General features: G+C 46.4%; 12 protein-coding genes and 1 pseudogene. 7 read left to right on the top strand and 6 right to left on the bottom strand.

What is annotated here, in order from left to right:
• Positions 1-57 precede the first annotated feature (57 nt).
• Complete coding sequence (locus tag QMG91_RS05250) at positions 58-1101, bottom strand: type III polyketide synthase (protein WP_004406249.1); 1044 nt, start codon at positions 1099-1101, stop codon at positions 58-60.
• 353 nt (positions 1102-1454) lie between these two features.
• On the opposite strand from QMG91_RS05250, the gene QMG91_RS05255 reads away from it, so the two are divergent.
• The 3 genes from QMG91_RS05255 (at position 1455) to QMG91_RS05265 (ending at position 4509) form a co-directional block, all read left to right on the top strand.
• Positions 1455-2453 (top strand): TRAP transporter substrate-binding protein, encoded by a 999-nt coding sequence (locus QMG91_RS05255; protein WP_045961409.1) that lies wholly within the window; start codon positions 1455-1457, stop codon positions 2451-2453.
• 67 nt (positions 2454-2520) lie between these two features.
• The gene (locus tag QMG91_RS05260) at positions 2521-3144 is read left to right on the top strand and encodes a TRAP transporter small permease (protein WP_281829288.1); all 624 of its coding nucleotides are present in this window, start codon (positions 2521-2523) and stop codon (positions 3142-3144) included.
• Positions 3145-3147: 3 nt separating this feature from the next.
• Positions 3148-4509: a TRAP transporter large permease gene (locus QMG91_RS05265; RefSeq protein ID WP_022551241.1), complete on the top strand. Its 1362-nt coding sequence runs from the start codon at positions 3148-3150 to the stop codon at positions 4507-4509.
• Positions 4510-4610: 101 nt separating this feature from the next.
• On the opposite strand, the gene QMG91_RS05270 is transcribed toward QMG91_RS05265, so the two are convergent.
• The 5 genes and pseudogenes from QMG91_RS05270 to QMG91_RS28970 all read right to left on the bottom strand — a co-directional run bounded on the left by QMG91_RS05270 (position 4611) and on the right by QMG91_RS28970 (position 10882).
• The gene (locus QMG91_RS05270; RefSeq protein ID WP_281829290.1) at positions 4611-5888 is read right to left on the bottom strand and encodes a TRAP transporter large permease; all 1278 of its coding nucleotides are present in this window, start codon (positions 5886-5888) and stop codon (positions 4611-4613) included.
• Positions 5888-6388 (bottom strand): TRAP transporter small permease, encoded by a 501-nt coding sequence (locus tag QMG91_RS05275; RefSeq protein ID WP_281870185.1) that lies wholly within the window; start codon positions 6386-6388, stop codon positions 5888-5890. The genes QMG91_RS05270 and QMG91_RS05275 overlap by 1 nt, the downstream gene beginning before the upstream one ends.
• An 18-nt stretch (positions 6389-6406) precedes the next feature.
• Positions 6407-7384, bottom strand: coding sequence for a C4-dicarboxylate TRAP transporter substrate-binding protein (locus tag QMG91_RS05280; protein ID WP_223094533.1), 978 nt, complete (start codon positions 7382-7384; stop codon positions 6407-6409).
• 378 nt (positions 7385-7762) lie between these two features.
• Entirely contained in the window at positions 7763-9100 is a 1338-nt protein-coding gene (locus tag QMG91_RS05285) for a sigma-54-dependent transcriptional regulator (RefSeq protein WP_004406236.1), read from the bottom strand.
• Between the two features lie 8 nt (positions 9101-9108).
• Positions 9109-10882: pseudogene (locus tag QMG91_RS28970) on the bottom strand (sensor histidine kinase).
• A 448-nt stretch (positions 10883-11330) separates the two neighbouring features.
• On the opposite strand from QMG91_RS28970, the gene tig reads away from it, so the two are divergent.
• The 4 genes from tig (at position 11331) to lon (ending at position 17196) form a co-directional block, all read left to right on the top strand.
• Complete coding sequence (tig, locus tag QMG91_RS05300) at positions 11331-12632, top strand: trigger factor (protein WP_004406233.1); 1302 nt, start codon at positions 11331-11333, stop codon at positions 12630-12632.
• Positions 12633-12737: 105 nt separating this feature from the next.
• Positions 12738-13364, top strand: a complete 627-nt coding sequence (gene clpP, locus QMG91_RS05305; protein ID WP_004406230.1) for an ATP-dependent Clp endopeptidase proteolytic subunit ClpP — start codon at positions 12738-12740, stop codon at positions 13362-13364.
• 86 nt (positions 13365-13450) lie between these two features.
• Entirely contained in the window at positions 13451-14731 is a 1281-nt protein-coding gene (clpX, locus tag QMG91_RS05310) for an ATP-dependent protease ATP-binding subunit ClpX (RefSeq protein WP_004406221.1), read from the top strand.
• A gap of 113 nt (positions 14732-14844) precedes the next feature.
• Positions 14845-17196, top strand: a complete 2352-nt coding sequence (lon, locus tag QMG91_RS05315; RefSeq protein WP_004406208.1) for an endopeptidase La — start codon at positions 14845-14847, stop codon at positions 17194-17196.
• The last annotated feature ends 97 nt before the right edge of the window (positions 17197-17293 follow it).

The following is a 17293-nucleotide window of genomic DNA, read 5'->3' on the forward strand; positions in this document are numbered from 1 at the left end:
CTTAGCCGACTTGAGGATAAGGGTGTCCGAATTTGGGTTCAGACACCCGTTGTGGTTTTACTGCCAAGTCCCTAACGCCATTTCGGTGGTGAATCCCGGACCGAATGCTGCCATCACGCCTTGTTCTCCAGCCTTTCTGTGCGCAAAACTTCTTCTCAGTACATCAATCACAGCGGCACTGGACGTATTACCCGTTTCACGCAGACATGCGCGAGAGTGGTCTAATGCGTCTGACGTAAGTTCCAGAGTTCGTTCAACTTCATCCTGAATTCGTCTGCCTCCAGTATGGAACAGATAGAAATCCAACTCTTTCGATGCTTTTTCTTTGCTCGACTGTACGAACTGATCAATGACCGGTGCGACTCGTTCAATTGAATACATGACTTCTTTATCGAGTGAGAATTTAAAGCCTCGTGGCGTCATGTCATAGCGAATGAACGCTTCACTTTCAGGCAGAAAATGACAGGCAGAGTGAGTCAGTTTCATGCCACTAGTCTGGTCATCGCCTCGCATAACTACTGCGGCGCACGCGTCTCCAAACAGCGAGTTAGTGACAAAGTCCTGAATGCGATTGGCGTACTTATCGAAACAGAGTGATGACGTTTCCAGCGCGACAATTAACGCGTTGTTTTGTACAGACTGGTTGCAGTGGTCAAAAGCGCGGTTGACGGCAGCAGCGCCAGCAACACAGCCCATTTGCGCCATGGGTAGCTGAATGGTTGAGTCTTTCAGATTCAGAGCATTGATCAGATGAGCGGTGAGGGAAGGCATCATAAACCCAGTACAGGATGTGACGATAACCATGGAAATGTCCTTGGGTTGCAACCCGGCGTTTTCGATAGCCTGGCGTGCTGTCTGTTCAGACATCAGACGCGCCTGCTCATCATAAATCATACTGCGCTCATCGAAATCTTCCAGCGAGACTACTTTGTCCAGAGGAACGATCAGATGGCGTTTATCAATGCTAGAATTACGAACCATATCAAACGCTTTTTCGGCGTGTGGTTGGTCACTGTGTAACTGACGAAGGCATTCAATGATCTCTTCCTGAGTCACGGTGTACTCTGGGAAATAAACGGAAGGCTTACTTAAAACACTCATAACGGTTCTCCTTTCATATGTTTTATAAATGATCATTTAGATATTTTGATTTTATAAAAACAACGAGAGAGTTTTAGAAGTATGAAATTGGTTCCGCATACTAATGAGACTGGTGGAATATATACTTTTGCCATGCACCAATGTTTCATTTTCCACCCATATCCCCTGATTTAATGGGTGGATTTCCACCCACTTCCATTCCTTCGCTCTGACTCGCACACTTTGTGACTTTCGTGCAGCCCTTATGGTTAAAGGGTTGTTAACAAAATGTATTAAGTTGGTCTGCGTTTTGCCTTATAGAACCTACACGGTCTTCATTGATGACGACCAAGTGTTAAATAAGGAGAATAAAAATGTTAAAGCCTCTTACCCTACTTTCTGCCTCCATCCTGGCGCTAACCAGTTTTCAAGCGGCTGCTAACTGTGACCCTGGCGAAATTGTGATCAAGTTCAGCCACGTAACGAATACCGACAAACATCCAAAAGGTATTGCAGCTTCTCTTCTTGAAAAACGTGTCAATGAAGAGATGAACGGCAAGGCATGTATGCAGGTGTTCCCAAACTCAACCCTTTACGATGACAACAAAGTACTGGAAGCGCTTTTGAATGGTGATGTTCAGCTAGCGGCACCTTCTTTGTCTAAGTTTGAAAAATTCACCAAAAAATACCGCATCTTCGACTTGCCATTCCTGTTTGAAGATGTGGATGCCGTAGACCGTTTCCAGAACTCGGAGTCGGGCGAGAAACTGAAAAACGCGATGAAGCGTCGTGGATTGAAAGGTCTGTCTTTCTGGCATAACGGCATGAAGCAGATGTCGGCAAGTAAGCCACTGCTTTCTCCTGCGGACGCAAAAGGTCTGAAGTTCCGTGTTCAGGCTTCAGATGTTCTGGTTGCGCAATTTGAACAGTTGGGTGCAAACCCGCAAAAGATGTCGTTCAAAGAAGTGTATGGCGGTCTTCAAACTAAAGTTATCGACGGACAGGAAAACACCTGGTCGAACATTTACGGTAAGAAGTTCTTTGAAGTTCAGGATGGGATAACAGAAACCAACCACGGTATTCTGGATTACCTGGTTGTTACGTCTAACAAGTGGTGGAACGACCTGCCTGATGATGTGCGCACAGAATTTCACGCCATTTTGAAAGATGTGACGGCAGCGCGTAACTCGGCGTCTTCCGAAGTGAACGAGCTGAACAAACAAAACATCATCGCTGCTGGTGGTGTCGTTCGTACACTGACTCCTGAACAGCGTCAGGAGTGGGTAACCGCTCTGCAACCTGTATGGAAGAAGTTCGAGAAAGATATCGGCGCGGATCTTATCGAAGCAGCTCTAGCTTCAAACAAACAATAAAAATAATGGCGCAGCCCCCCGCTGCGCCTTATCCCTTGGTTCATTCCTAATACAGCGGAGTATCTGTATGGAACAGTCGTTTTTTTCCCGAGTCGGTAAAGTAACGGACAACATCGAAGAGACGCTTATTGCTCTTTTTCTCGGTGGTATGACGTTACTGACCTTTGCCAATGTGGTGTTTCGTTATGTGTTTAACGACAACATCCTGTGGGCATTGGAACTGACCGTTTTTCTCTTTGCCTGGATGGTGTTAGTCGGTGCTTCTTATGGCGTGAAGAAGCATTTTCATATTGGTGTGGATGTGGTGATCAACCTTGCACCAGAAAGTGGGCGTAAGATCTACGCCATCATTGCTGTGAGCTTATGTTTACTTTTCTCTGTCTTGCTTTTCATTGGTTCCTGGAACTACTGGTATCCGTTCGTAACCGAGCGTGCCTGGTACGAAACCGATGACATCCCAATGCCTGAAATGCTGCAGTTTTTATCTGACTGGATGAATGAAGGTGAACGTTACGAGAAAATGCCTCGCTTTATTCCTTATGCGGCGCTGCCCATTGGAATGGCGTTACTGACATTTCGCTTTGCTCAGGCAGCCTGGCAGATCATGACAGGCAAAACCGATCGCCTGATTTCAAGCCATGAAGCTGAAGAAGATCTGGAAGCATTGAAATCTGAAAGCAAGGAGAGCTAAACCGTGGACATTTTATTGTTGTTTGTCATGGTCATCGGTTTCATGCTGATCGGTGTACCAATTGCAATATCGCTGGGTCTTGCCAGTATTTTATTTTTGTTGATGCATTCCGATGCGTCACTGGCTTCTGTCGCGCAAACCCTGTTTAACGCGTTTGCAGGGCACTACACCTTACTCGCGATCCCGTTCTTTATTCTCGCGTCGAGTTTTATGTCGACGGGGGGAGTGGCAAGGCGAATCATCCGATTTGCAATCGCAATGGTGGGTTGGTTCCGTGGTGGTCTCGCCATGGCATCGGTCGTCGCCTGTATGATGTTTGCGGCGTTGTCTGGTTCTTCTCCAGCTACTGTGGTTGCGATCGGAAGTATCGTTATCGCTGGTATGGTGAAAAACGGTTACTCCAAAGAGTTCGCTGCTGGTGTTATCTGTAATGCCGGGACACTCGGTATCCTGATTCCACCTTCGATTGTTATGGTGGTGTACGCCGCTGCAACAGATGTGTCGGTAGGGCGTATGTTCTTGGGTGGCGTGATTCCGGGCTTGCTTGCAGGTGTGATGTTGATGATTGCCATCTACATTGCGGCAAGATTTAAAAACCTTCCAGCGCAACCTTTCGTAGGGTGGGGCGAAGCCTTTGCGGCTGCAAAAGACGCCAGTTGGGGTCTGTTGCTGATCGTCATCATTTTGGGTGGTATTTATGGCGGGGTATTTACCCCAACAGAAGCGGCAGCGGTAGCGGCGGTGTATTCCTTCTTTATCGCTAACTTTATCTACAAAGACATGGGACCGTTTGCCGACAAGGAAAACACCAAGCCGATTCTGGTCAAAGTGTTCCAGACGTTTGTGCACAAAGACACCAAGCATACGTTGTTTGAGGCAGGCAAGCTGACTATCATGCTGCTGTTCATCATTGCTAATGCTTTGATTCTGAAGCACGTATTAACCGAAGAACGCATTCCTCAGATGATCACCGAATCTATGCTTTCCGCTGGATTAGGTCCGATTACCTTCTTGATCGTGGTGAACTTACTGCTGTTGATTGGTGGTCAGTTTATGGAGCCGTCTGGCCTATTGATCATTGTTGCACCGCTGGTATTCCCAATAGCAATTGCTCTGGGTATCGACCCTATTCATTTAGGCATCATGATGGTGGTGAATATGGAAATAGGGATGATCACCCCGCCTGTGGGGCTGAACCTCTTTGTGACTGCGGGTGTGGCTAAGATGTCGATGATGAATGTGGTGAAGGCAGCGCTTCCTTGGGTGGCGGTGATGTTCCTCTTCCTCGTTATCGTAACTTACGTACCTTGGGTATCCACCTGGCTACCAACCACCCTTATGGGACCTGAAATCATAACCAAGTAGAAACGAAAACCTGAGACACCCTACACTCAGGAATAGATCGTTCATAAATGCACTTGAAGCACATTGCCCTGCTTTCCCCAGCAGGGCTTTTTTCGATTTATCTAATCCATCGTCCCCGGTAACCAGAGCGATATCTGAGGAACGAAAGTCAACAGAAGCAATACCGCCAACAACATTCCAAGGAACGGAAGAACTTCCTTAACAAAGTCTTTGACCGCCACTTTGCTGATACTACATGCCGTAAACATTAGGGTTCCCAATGGCGGAGTAACCCCGGCGATGGTTAAGTTAAGTACCATCACAATCCCGAAGTGCACCGGATCTATCCCCACTTTGGTGATGATAGGCACCAGAATAGGCGTCAGAATGATCAGTGCAGCGCCACCTTCAATAAACATCCCAACCAAAACCAACAGTAAGTTGATGATCAGCAGTAACAGGTATGGGTTATCTGTCAGCGACAACATGGCATTGGCGACCTGCACTGGTAATCGTTCCCATGATAAGTAGAAACTGAAAGTAGAAGCCGCACAGATAATAAACATCACGGTAGAGGTGGCGATCACCGTTTCTTTCATGATGGAGGGCAAGGCTTTAACCGAAAACTGTCGATGGATATAGCCAACAATAATGGCATAGATAACCGCAATCGCGCCTGCTTCAGTCGGAGTGAAAAGCCCGAATCGGATACCACCGATAATTCCGATGGGAACCATTAGCGACCACGCAGCATTTTTCAATGCCAGTAAACGTTCGGTTAGTGAAGAAGGTTTCGGCTGTGACGGAGCGTAATCGCGAATTCGGGAAATTCGATGCGCGACCAGCATCAATGCGATACACAGGACAATTCCCGGAACCACACCAGCCAGAAATAGTCGCCCAATGGATACGTCACCCATGTAGCCATACAGGATCAAACCAATACCAGGTGGAATGATCACACTGATAATGGATGAACACGCCGTTACCGCGGCAGAAAAAGCCGTGTGATAGCCACGCTGGTTCATCTGAGGAACCATGATTTTACTCTGCATCGCGGTATCGGCATTCGCACTACCAGACATGCCGCCCATTAAGGTACTGAGCAGAATGTTGACCTGAGCCAGACCACCAACTCTATGCCCCGTTAAGCTGTCGGCCAACTTCATTAGCCGCTCAGTTATGCCCGCGTGGTTCATGATGACACCCGTCATAATAAAGAAGGGAATCGCCAGCAAGGGGAATGAGTGGGTTACCGAAACAAATCGCTGAATGAAAATCTGATGCTGAATGCCATTGGTCATTAAAAAGAAGGTTAACCCGGCAATCGCAAGGGCAAACGCAACAGGTACGTTAACCGTAAAAAGCAAAAACAGAATGAAAACCGGAAGTAAATCCATTACAGCACCTCCGGTTCTGATGAGTCATCTGTTTGAGTGGGTCTGTTAAACAGATGACTTGCGCTGTGAATCAACATAAATAAAAAAGACAGGCAGGTTGCAAGGTACACGAAGAAAAACGGTAACCTTAATACGGGAGAAGGACGGTTCCATGACTGAAAAGCCAGAACCGTTGCCAGATAAAAGCTGTATGCCAGAAAGATCAGTACGACCAGTGTTGTTAACTGGAACAACCGTCTACGAATGTTGTCAGGCAGCGCATCGACAAATACGGGGACGCCAATATGCAGACTTTTCCGATAACACACGGCTGCTCCCATAAATACCATCCATGTAAAGGCTATGCCTGACAATTCTGTTGTCCAGACTGCGGGTTGCTCTGTGATGTAGCGAGTGATCACCCCCCACACAACGGAACCCAAAACCAGGCTCATGGCGATCAGGGCAAGCGCGGTTTCCAGCTTGCCCAACACCTCCGACACTTTTCTTAGTGACATCATGATTCCTTATTGTTGGTCTCAGTTGTCCAGAATTTCACGAACTTTGGCGTGCAGACCATCTGACCATTTCGGGAATTTCTGATAAACCGGAGCCGTTGCTTTCTGGAATGCATTGGCGTCTACGTTTTTATGAACAGTCACGCCTTCCGCGCGAAGCTTGTCGAGTAGTGCATCGGTTGTATTGACTGAAAGCTCTGTCATGAATTCACCCGCTTTGATCGCTTCTTCAGCCAGAATGGTCTGAATGTCTTTGGGCAGGTTGGCAAAGTAATCGGCGTTGATGACCAGTCCAATAAATGCTTTAAAGTGGCTGGTTAGCGACACGTGCTTTTTGCTTTCATACAGTTTGGCGGCGTAAAGTGAACCAAGCGGCGCTTCAGCAGCATCGACCACGCCCGAAGACAAACCGGTATACACTTCTGACCATGCCAGTTGGGTAGCACGAGCTCCCATCGCTTTTACGGTTTCAATCCACATGACGTTTGGCGGCACGCGCATTGACACACCTTTCAGGTCATCAGGTGACAGAATCGCTTTGTCCGAAATAATGTGTCTCTCACCAAACAACCAGTTCATCGCCAGAACTTCGAAGTTTCCGTTCTTCTTCACGGTCTCTTTCATAGATTGATAAAGGGATGAATCCAGCAACTTTTTAAAATCTTTTGGATCATTGAGTAAGTAAGGGCCGTTTAATACGCCAAAGTCCGGCGCGTAATCGGATAGGTAACCCGGATCAGCCGTTTGAATTACAGGCAGACCCAGTTTCACTTGCTCGTAAACTTCCAGGTTGGTGCCGAGCTCGCCATTCGGGTGAATCGTGATTTTGATTTTGCCGTTAGAGCGCTTTTCGACGTTTTCGGCGTAGTATTCCAGCGCTTGGTGGAGAGGCTCTTTGTTCGATGTGACATGAGCCAGTTTGAGTTCATAGTCTGCTGCAAAGACGACACTGGAAAACAGCATCGTTATTGCAATAAGCGGCTTGAGTAAACGTTCCATGTGTTGCTCCTGATTTTCCGCGAAACTGAAATAGATGAGTAAATACTCAAGCGCCACGAGCAATGCGCAATTAATACTGGTTGTGCAGGTCGTGTCGCTGACTTGCCCCGATACATCACTGTTTCCGAGTGGACAGCTTCTCAGGTCGCAGAAGGGAACAAGATTTCATCTCAGTTATAGAGTTTGATTAAATTCATATACAAAAGTAAATTTCATATATGGATTTACGGTATCCTTTGTATGGTTAAAAAACAACCGATCGACATCTTGCAAATAATCAAAGTGTGACAGCTGCCTGCGAAAATCAGATAGAGAATAAGTGATGGTATGCATATTCGCGCTTGGCGAGTACCAAGCGCGTAATGAAGTGGGGAAGGTTTAACTTTTGTAGCTGTCTTTGTTGATGCCGAACTTTTGCATCTTGTCGTAAAGGGTTTTACGCGGAAGCTGAAGAGCAGACATGGTGTCTTTAATACTACCGCCGTGATCGGCAAGCGCTTGCTCTATCAGTGCTTTTTCAAACTCTGAAACCTGATCTGCAAGCCCGGACTGGCATTTCGGTTTTTCTGTTTCACCCAACTGGCTGAGTTTACCGAGCAGGACAAAGCGCTCTGCGGCGTTTCTTAGCTCCCTAACATTACCCGGCCAGTCATGGGCGATAAGGGTCTGTAAATCGGCAGAAGGTAAAGAAGTGGCTGCTTTTCCGTAACGTGCTGCTGCGACCAGCAAAAAATGATGGAACAGGGCTGGTATGTCTTCTTTACGAAGTCTCAAAGGAGGCAAATCTAGTGTTACAACATTTAAGCGGTAGTAGAGATCTTGACGAAATGTGCCTTCTGAGGCGGCGTCTTTCAAATCCACTTTTGTAGCCGCGATAACACGAATGTCGAGAGAAATGCTTTTGTTTGAGCCGATTCGTTCAATCTGTCTTTCCTGCAATACCCTTAGCAATCGAATCTGCGCCTGCATCGGCATGGATTCAATTTCATCAAGAAAAAGCGTTCCTCCCTGAGCGTATTCGAATTTACCGATACGTTGGCTGTCTGCACCTGTGTAAGCACCTTTTTCATGCCCGTATAACTCGCTTTCGATCAGGTTTTCTGGCACAGCCCCACAGTTGACGGCAACAAAGTTTTGCTCGCGCCGGCTGCTTTGCTCATGCAGAGAGCGGGCAACCAATTCTTTGCCAGTGCCCGTTTCGCCAAACAGAAGAATGTCTGCGTTGGTGTCGGCTATGTGGCTAATGGTGTCACGAAGCGACTGAATACTGTCGGTTTCTCCAATGATTCGTGGACCAAGTGTTTTGTTGGCTTTTAGCGCACGCTTGAGCTTCTGGTTTTCTAAGGTCAGCTTTCGTCTCTCGATGGCCCGTTTCACCGTATCAATAAGCCGATCGTTAGAAAAAGGCTTTTCGATAAAGTCGTAAGCGCCATCGTGCATCGATTGGACAGCCATAGAAATATCGCCGTGACCCGTAATTAAAATCACAGGGATATCCTCATCTTTGGCTTTGATAGAGTTCAGCAACTGCTGACCGTTAATGCCGGGCAGGCGAATATCGGTGACGACCACAAAGGGCGGCTCGTCTTCCGAATACGCCAGCAGGGCAGATTCGGCATCGGGGAACCCTGTGGCTTCAATATCCGCCAGTTCAAATGCCTGCTCCATGGCAATCCGAAGATCTTCTTCATCATCAATAAAATAGATGTGACACATACTCATTCCTAAATTTTTGGCAGCAAGAGACGAAAGCGCGCGCCGGATTGTTCCATGTTATGCGCCTGCAGTTCTCCATCCATGCTTTGCATAATCTGTTGGGAAATGGGCAAACCTAGCCCAAGACCGTTTTGCTTCGTCGTGAAAAAGGGCTCAAACAAATGGTTGAGCGTATCGGTTGCGATTCCCGGACCTGTGTCTTCTATATCAATCACGATATGTTCTGGGGTCGCATACAGCCTGAGTAGAATGTTTTTTTGTGGCTGCATATCCATAGCCTGAATGGCGTTAGTGAGTAAGTTCACTAATACCTGTTCGAGCTGAATTGGGTTGATTCTGGATTCGAGGGGCTGTTCCAGTCCTTCGCATTTTAATTGTGTTTGGCTCTCTTTGAGCTGAGGTTTTAACAGTTCTTTTGCTGCGATGATGACAGGCGAAATTTGGGTAACGACTCTATCGCTCGCGTCACTTTTTTTCGCGAAGGCTTTTAACTGCTGACTGATTTTTGCCATGCGTTCAGTGAGCGCCGAAATTCGGTGCAGGTTCTGATCGACTTTGTCGTGCCGTTCTTTTTCCAGAAACTGGAGTGCGTTGTCTGCGTAACTGCGGATCGCCGCGAGGGGGTTATTTAGCTCGTGGCTGATGCTGGTGGACATTTGCCCCAAAACCGCGAGCTTTGCGGCTTGAATCAGCTCTTCCTGAGTTTGCCTAAGTACCGATTCGGTATCTGCTCTTACCTTGATTTCCGCTTCTAACTCTGCGGTTCGTTCCATAACTTGATATTCAAGCTTTTGCTTGGATTCCGCCTGAATACGTTCGATTTGCCTTTGCTTAGACTTTTGCTGACGAATGATAATGCTGGCGAGATAAAGCAGGGCGAATACCAGTGTATTCAAAGCAATCAGCCCAACGATTTTCCAAAAAAGGTTCGATTTGGGGCTGAGAACCCGCACTGTCAGAGAGCTATTGTTAAGGGGTTTTGACGACACTTAAATACTGATTAAAAAATGAAGAATCGCTTGTAAGGGTTAATTCAGTTTGTCTGGCGTTGAAGTTGCCGGAAAATGCCAAAGAAGAAATATCCCGTTCCAGATATCTGCGACTCTCCTTTATTTCTTTTTTCTTAATTTCGTCAAGGTCATAGAGGCTGTTGTACCACCAATTTACCCGGTTAGACATAAACACAACATCGTCACTGTCCGTGACAACAAAGAAGCTATTTTGACTGTTCCAGTCTTCTTCTATTGTGGAAAGGTCTTTTTTTACAACAAGAACACCAATTGGGCTTCCAGCGTATTTAACGGGATACGAATAAAAATATCCGCGCCTGCCCGACGTGCTGCCTAATGCAAAGTATTCGCCCCGGTTTCCTGAAATCGCGGCTTGGTAATAAGGGCGAAACGCAAAATTACGCCCAACGAAGGTCTTCTTGTTTTGCCAGTTGCTGGCGGCGATGGTTGTTCCGATATTATTGAGCAGATAGGTATCAGCGGCTCCGACAACCGTATTCACTTCTTCTAAATAGCGATTGGTGATGTCTAGCTGAGCGCTGTTATCAGGAGAAAGTAGGGCATCCACCAATTCGTTGTCTTTAGACATAAGTTGTGGAATGTAGGCGTACTTTTCTAGCTGACTCGTGAGGTGGCTGCTGAGCTGTTCAGCCTGAACTTGCGCATCTTCCAGTTGTTGCTCATAACCAGCCTGCCAGCCCCATGTGCCTAGTATCAGGCTAGAGACAGCGTAGGAGAGCAATAAAATGACTGGAATACGCCGCAGAATCATAGAGATAAACTTCTTCAACAACTGATAACGTAAAAGTAACAAAAAAGAGAAATTTATGGGTTGTTAAAACAAGACTCGGATCTCTTTTTTGCCTTTTCATGAAAAAAACTGATTATTTCACTTGAAAAGCCATGTATCGTCCCCATTTCTCAGAAAACTTTTGCCAAATGTTCGAGAAATCAGGACTTGGCTCGACAGTCGTTACGCATATCGCTAGAATGTCGCGTCTAAAATTTCTGTCCTGAAGCTAATTGGAGATGCTCTATCTGTACCAAGAGTATAGGTAAGGGGTCACCGAATAGTGTTCAAACCAAGAATTCGGTGGTTTGTGACTCTACGAATTTATTTTTATGTATTCAGACAGAATGCAACTTAAGGATGAAGCCACCGCAAGAAGCGCTGGCTCATACGCTCAGGTAATCTGAGCCAGTTTTGAGGTTTATTTATAATGCAAGCTACTGTTGAAACTCTAGAAGGCCTAGAGCGCCGTCTTACTATTACCGTTCCTGCCGCTAACATCGAAGACGCAGTAACAGCTGAACTACGCAACATCGCTAAAAACCGTCGTTTCGATGGTTTCCGTAAAGGTAAAGTGCCTTTGAAAATGGTTGCGAAAATGTACGGCAAAGCAGTACGTCAGGATGTGATGGGTGAGGTTATGCAACGTCACTTCATTGAAGCGATCGTTAAAGAAAAAATCAACCCAGCGGGCGCTCCTACTTTCGCTCCAGTTGAAACTGAAGAAGGTAAAGATCTTGTATTCAACGCAACTTTCGAAGTTTACCCAGAAGTTGAGCTGAAAGGTCTTGATAACATCACTGTTGAGAAGCCAGCAGTAGAAGTGAAAGAAGACGACGTTGCTGAAATGATCGAAACTCTACGTAAGCAGCAAGCAACTTGGAAAGAAGTTGAAGGCGCTGCTGAAGAGAACTCTCGTGCAACTATCGACTTCGTTGGTTCTATCGACGGTGAAGAGTTTGAAGGCGGTAAAGCTGAGAACTTCCCACTAGAAATGGGCGCTGGTCGCATGATCCCAGGTTTTGAAGACGGCATCGTAGGTAAGACCGCGGGCATGGAATTCGAAATCGACGTAAACTTCCCAGAAGATTACCACGCTGAAAACCTAAAAGGTAAAGCAGCTAAGTTTGCTATCAAAGTAAACAAAGTTGAAGAGCGTGAGCTTCCAGAACTTGACGAAGAATTCGTTGCTAAGTTTGGCGCTGAAGGCGGCATCGACGGTCTTAAAGCTGAAGTTCGCAAGAACATGGAGCGTGAGCTTAAGCAAGCTGTTAAGAACCGCATCAAAGAGCAAGCGATTGACGGTCTGGTTAACGAAAACGAAATCGACGTTCCTGCTGCACTTATCGATCAAGAAATCGGTACTCTGCGTCAGCAAGCTGCACAACGTTTCGGTGGCAACCCTGAAGCGGCTGAGCAACTTCCACGTGAGCTGTTCGAAGAGCAAGCTAAACGTCGCGTTGTTGTAGGTCTTCTACTAGGCGAAGTGATCAAATCTGAAGAATTAAAAGCTGACGACGAGAAAGTTAAGGCTATTATTGAAGAGATGGCGACTGCTTACGAAGATCCAGCAGAAGTTATTGCTTACTACGAGCAAAACGAGCAAATGATGAACAACATGCGCAATGTTGCGCTAGAAGAGCAAGCGATTGACGCGATCATCGCTAAAGCAAAAGTTTCTGAAAAAGAAGTAAGCTTCAACGAGCTTATGAATACGCAACAGCCTGCATAAAATCAGGTTTCAGTGCGTAGAAAGTTGACTTTGTTTTAACTCTTCTGCTAACAATGGTCCGTATGAGTCATTCATCCGGGCCATTTTATTTAGGGATATAAGAATATGAGCTACCAAGAAAAAAATGCAATGTCACCAATCATTGATGCACTAGTACCCATGGTGGTAGAACAAACTTCCCGTGGTGAACGTTCTTACGATATCTACTCACGCTTGCTCAAGGAACGTATCATTTTCCTGACTGGTCAAGTTGAAGACCAGATGGCCAACCTTGTGGTTGCGCAGTTACTTTTCCTTGAATCAGAAAACCCAGACAAAGACATTTTCCTTTACATTAACTCTCCGGGCGGAAGTGTAACGGCGGGCATGTCAATCTACGACACCATGCAGTACATCAAACCAAACGTAAGTACGGTATGTATGGGTCAGGCTTGTTCAATGGGTGCTTTCCTGTTAGCAGGCGGTGCTGAAGGTAAACGTCACGTTCTACCTAACTCTCGTGTCATGATCCATCAACCACTAGGTGGTTTCCAAGGACAGGCGTCCGACATTCAAATTCACGCTCAGGAAATTCTGACCATCAAACAAAAGCTAAACAAATTGCTTGCAGAGCATACAGGTCAGCCTCTTGAAGTTATTGAGCGTGATACTGATCGCGACAACTTTATGTCGGCAGATCAAGCAGTAGAATACGGTTTGGTTGATTCAGTTTTAACTCACCATAAAGAGTAATTTGTCATTGCTGCAAGATGCAGGCGAAATTTGGTGAAAATTGATATAAACTCAAAACAAGATAGTAAAGGCTAAGAGGTTAGCGAATGACAGATAAAAGCAAAGAGGGCGGTAGCGGTAAGTTACTTTATTGCTCTTTCTGCGGCAAAAGCCAGCACGAAGTTCGCAAGCTAATCGCAGGTCCATCGGTGTACATTTGCGACGAATGCGTCGACTTGTGTAACGATATTATTCGTGAAGAAATTAAGGATGTGCTTCCTAAGAAGGAATCCAGCGCGCTTCCTACTCCTCGCGAAATTCGCGAACACCTTGATGATTATGTGATTGGTCAAGATTACGCTAAGAAAGTGCTAGCCGTAGCGGTATACAACCACTACAAGCGCTTGCGTAATGGCGATACGACGAGCGAAGGCGTTGAACTGGGCAAGAGTAACATCCTGCTAATCGGTCCAACGGGTAGCGGTAAAACGCTGCTGGCTGAAACCCTGGCTCGTTTCCTAGATGTACCTTTCACCATGGCCGATGCGACCACTCTGACGGAAGCAGGTTATGTGGGTGAAGATGTAGAAAACATCATCCAGAAGCTTCTTCAGAAGTGCGATTACGATGTTGCAAAAGCGGAACGCGGTATTGTCTACATTGATGAGATCGATAAGATTTCACGTAAAGCCGAAAACCCATCCATCACACGTGATGTATCCGGTGAAGGTGTACAGCAAGCACTATTGAAGCTGGTTGAAGGTACGGTTGCATCTGTTCCACCACAAGGTGGCAGAAAACATCCTCAGCAAGAGTTCCTGCAGGTAGACACATCTAAGATCCTGTTTATTTGTGGTGGTGCATTTGCTGGTCTGGATAAAGTGATTGAGCAGCGTACAGCAACAGGAACAGGTATTGGTTTCGGTGCTGATATTCGTTCTAAAGACGAAACGCGTACCGTTGGTGAGTTGTTTACTCAGGTAGAACCTGAAGATCTCGTGAAATACGGTTTGATTCCGGAATTCATTGGTCGTCTTCCTGTAACCACTACATTGACCGAACTCGACGAAGCAGCACTTATTCAGATTCTGTGTGAACCTAAGAACGCACTGACTAAGCAGTATGCAGCGTTGTTCGACCTGGAAGATGTAGAGCTGGAGTTCCGTGAAGATGCGCTTAAGGCGATTGCCAAGAAAGCTATGGATCGTAAAACGGGAGCTCGTGGTCTTCGTTCTATTCTGGAGTCTGTACTTCTGGAAACTATGTACGAATTGCCATCTTCTGAGAATGTCAGCAAAGTTGTGATTGATGAAGCGGTTATCCAAGGTGAATCGGACCCTCTACTGATTTACGAAGGGAATGACAATCAGGCTGCTGGCGCAGAATAAAATACTTTTAAACACTAAAGGAGGCTTTTGCCTCCTTTTTTTTATTATCTCGTTGAATCTAAGCAACTTGCCCCCATATACTGCACATAAGCAGAAACGGAAGAGAGAATAGTATGAACTTGGAACGTTCCGAGCGTATCGAGATCCCCGTATTACCCTTGAGAGATGTGGTAGTTTACCCACATATGGTTATCCCATTGTTTGTTGGTCGTGAAAAGTCAATCCGTTGCCTTGAGTCTGCGATGGACACCAACAAGCAAGTTCTTCTTGTTGCCCAAAAGCAAGCAGATACTGACGAGCCATCTATCGATGACCTGTTTTCTATCGGTACTGTTGCAACCATTCTTCAGTTGTTGAAACTGCCTGACGGTACAGTAAAAGTACTGGTCGAAGGTCAGCAACGTGCTCAAATCCATCAGTTCAAAGAAAACGATTTCTTCCTGGCAGATGCTGAATACCTGTCAACGCCAGAACTGGACGAGCGTGAGCAAGAGGTTGTAGTTCGTAGTGCAATCAATCAGTTTGAAGGCTTTATCAAACTGAATAAGAAGATCCCGCCAGAAGTTCTGACCTCTCTAAACGGAATCGACGAAGCGGCGCGCTTAGCAGACACCATTGCCGCTCATATGCCTCTGAAGCTTAACGACAAGCAGCAAGTGCTGGAAATTCTGGATGTAAACGAGCGTCTTGAATTCCTGATGGGGCAGATGGAATCAGAAATCGACTTACTTCAGGTAGAGAAACGTATTCGCGGACGCGTGAAAAAGCAGATGGAGAAATCCCAGCGCGAGTACTACCTGAACGAGCAAATGAAAGCCATCCAGAAAGAACTGGGTGAAATGGACGACGCGCCAGACGAATTTGAAACTCTGAAGAAGAAGATCGAAGAGTCGAAAATGCCGAAAGAAGCGCGCGAGAAGACAGAACAAGAGCTGCAGAAACTTAAGATGATGTCTCCGATGTCCGCAGAAGCGACGGTTGTTCGCAGCTACATCGATTGGATGGTAGGTGTTCCGTGGACTAAGCGCTCTAAAGTGAAGAAGAACCTGGCGAAAGCAGAAGAGGTTCTTAATGAAGATCACTACGGCTTAGAACGCGTAAAAGAACGCATCCTTGAGTATTTAGCGGTTCAAAACCGTATCAACAAGCTGAAAGGTCCTATCCTTTGCTTGGTTGGTCCTCCAGGTGTGGGTAAAACTTCTCTGGGTCGCTCTATTGCAGCGGCAACAGGACGTAAATACGTTCGTATGGCTCTGGGCGGCGTACGTGATGAAGCGGAAATCCGTGGCCACCGTCGTACTTACATCGGTTCTATGCCGGGTAAACTTATCCAGAAAATGTCAAAAGTGGAAGTGAAAAACCCGCTGTTCCTTCTGGATGAGATCGACAAAATGTCTTCTGACATGCGTGGCGACCCAGCTTCAGCGTTGCTAGAAGTACTGGATCCAGAGCAAAACAATTCATTCAACGACCACTACCTTGAAGTGGATTATGACTTGTCTGACGTAATGTTTGTTGCGACGTCGAACTCAATGAATATTCCTGGTCCTCTTCTTGACCGTATGGAAGTGATTCGTCTTTCTGGTTACACAGAAGATGAAAAACTGAACATCGCTAAGCGCCACCTAGTGGGTAAGCAAGTTAAGCGTAACGGTCTGAAAGATCACGAGATCGAAATCGATGACTCTGCCATTATTGGCATCATCCGTTACTACACGCGTGAAGCTGGTGTACGTAGCCTTGAGCGCGAGATCTCTAAGATCTGCCGTAAAGCGGTGAAGAACATTCTGTTGGATTCAGATCTGAAGAAAGTGTCTGTTTCTATCGAAAACCTGAAAGACTACCTTGGTGTGCAGCGTCATGACTTTGGTAAAGCAGACGAAAGCAACCGCATTGGTCAGGTAGTCGGTCTGGCTTGGACGGAAGTAGGTGGCGACCTGTTAACCATTGAGACTGAGTCTATGCCGGGTAAAGGCAAGCTGACTCAAACCGGTTCTCTTGGCGACGTGATGCAGGAGTCGATTCAGGCTGCAATGACGGTTGTTCGTTCTCGTGCGGAAAAACTGGGTATCAACTCAGATTTCTATGAGAAGCGCGACATTCACGTACACGTTCCTGAAGGGGCTACGCCTAAAGACGGACCAAGTGCGGGTATCGCAATGTGTACGGCATTGGTTTCTAGCCTGACAGGTAACCCGGTTAAAGCAGATGTCGCGATGACAGGTGAAATTACCCTTCGTGGTGAAGTTTTACCGATCGGCGGTCTGAAAGAGAAGTTGCTCGCAGCACATCGCGGTGGAATCAAAACAGTGGTCATTCCGAAAGAAAATGAACGTGATTTGGAAGAAATTCCAGACAATGTTATTGCAGATCTGGTGGTTAAACCGGTTCAGTGGATTGACGATGTGTTAACGATTGCATTGGAGAAAGACCCGTCTGGAGTCACTCTAGAGTCTGTAAAATAGTGACGTGCAGCAAAAATAACTAAACAAAATACGCTGACATGCTTGAAAAGGCTTGTCAGCGTTTTTTTTGGAGGCTAAGTTTATCCACCAAGGACAA

Origin of the sequence: Vibrio nigripulchritudo, assembly GCF_027924785.1 — a bacterium.
In the GTDB taxonomy this organism is placed as follows: Bacteria; Pseudomonadota; Gammaproteobacteria; order Enterobacterales; family Vibrionaceae; genus Vibrio; species Vibrio nigripulchritudo.

Bases quoted from the DNA above. Each gene is read 5' to 3' on its own strand.
- QMG91_RS05250 (WP_004406249.1), bottom strand. From the start codon at position 1,101: ATGAGTGTTTTAAGTAAGCCTTCCGTTTATTTCCCAGAGTACACCGTG.
- QMG91_RS05255 (WP_045961409.1), top strand. From the start codon at position 1,455: ATGTTAAAGCCTCTTACCCTACTTTCTGCCTCCATCCTGGCGCTAACC.
- QMG91_RS05260 (WP_281829288.1), top strand. From the start codon at position 2,521: ATGGAACAGTCGTTTTTTTCCCGAGTCGGTAAAGTAACGGACAACATC.
- QMG91_RS05270 (WP_281829290.1), bottom strand. From the start codon at position 5,888: ATGGATTTACTTCCGGTTTTCATTCTGTTTTTGCTTTTTACGGTTAAC.
- QMG91_RS05275 (WP_281870185.1), bottom strand. From the start codon at position 6,388: ATGATGTCACTAAGAAAAGTGTCGGAGGTGTTGGGCAAGCTGGAAACC.
- QMG91_RS05280 (WP_223094533.1), bottom strand. From the start codon at position 7,384: ATGGAACGTTTACTCAAGCCGCTTATTGCAATAACGATGCTGTTTTCC.
- QMG91_RS05285 (WP_004406236.1), bottom strand. From the start codon at position 9,100: ATGTGTCACATCTATTTTATTGATGATGAAGAAGATCTTCGGATTGCC.
- tig (WP_004406233.1), top strand. From the start codon at position 11,331: ATGCAAGCTACTGTTGAAACTCTAGAAGGCCTAGAGCGCCGTCTTACT.
- clpP (WP_004406230.1), top strand. From the start codon at position 12,738: ATGAGCTACCAAGAAAAAAATGCAATGTCACCAATCATTGATGCACTA.
- clpX (WP_004406221.1), top strand. From the start codon at position 13,451: ATGACAGATAAAAGCAAAGAGGGCGGTAGCGGTAAGTTACTTTATTGC.
- lon (WP_004406208.1), top strand. From the start codon at position 14,845: ATGAACTTGGAACGTTCCGAGCGTATCGAGATCCCCGTATTACCCTTG.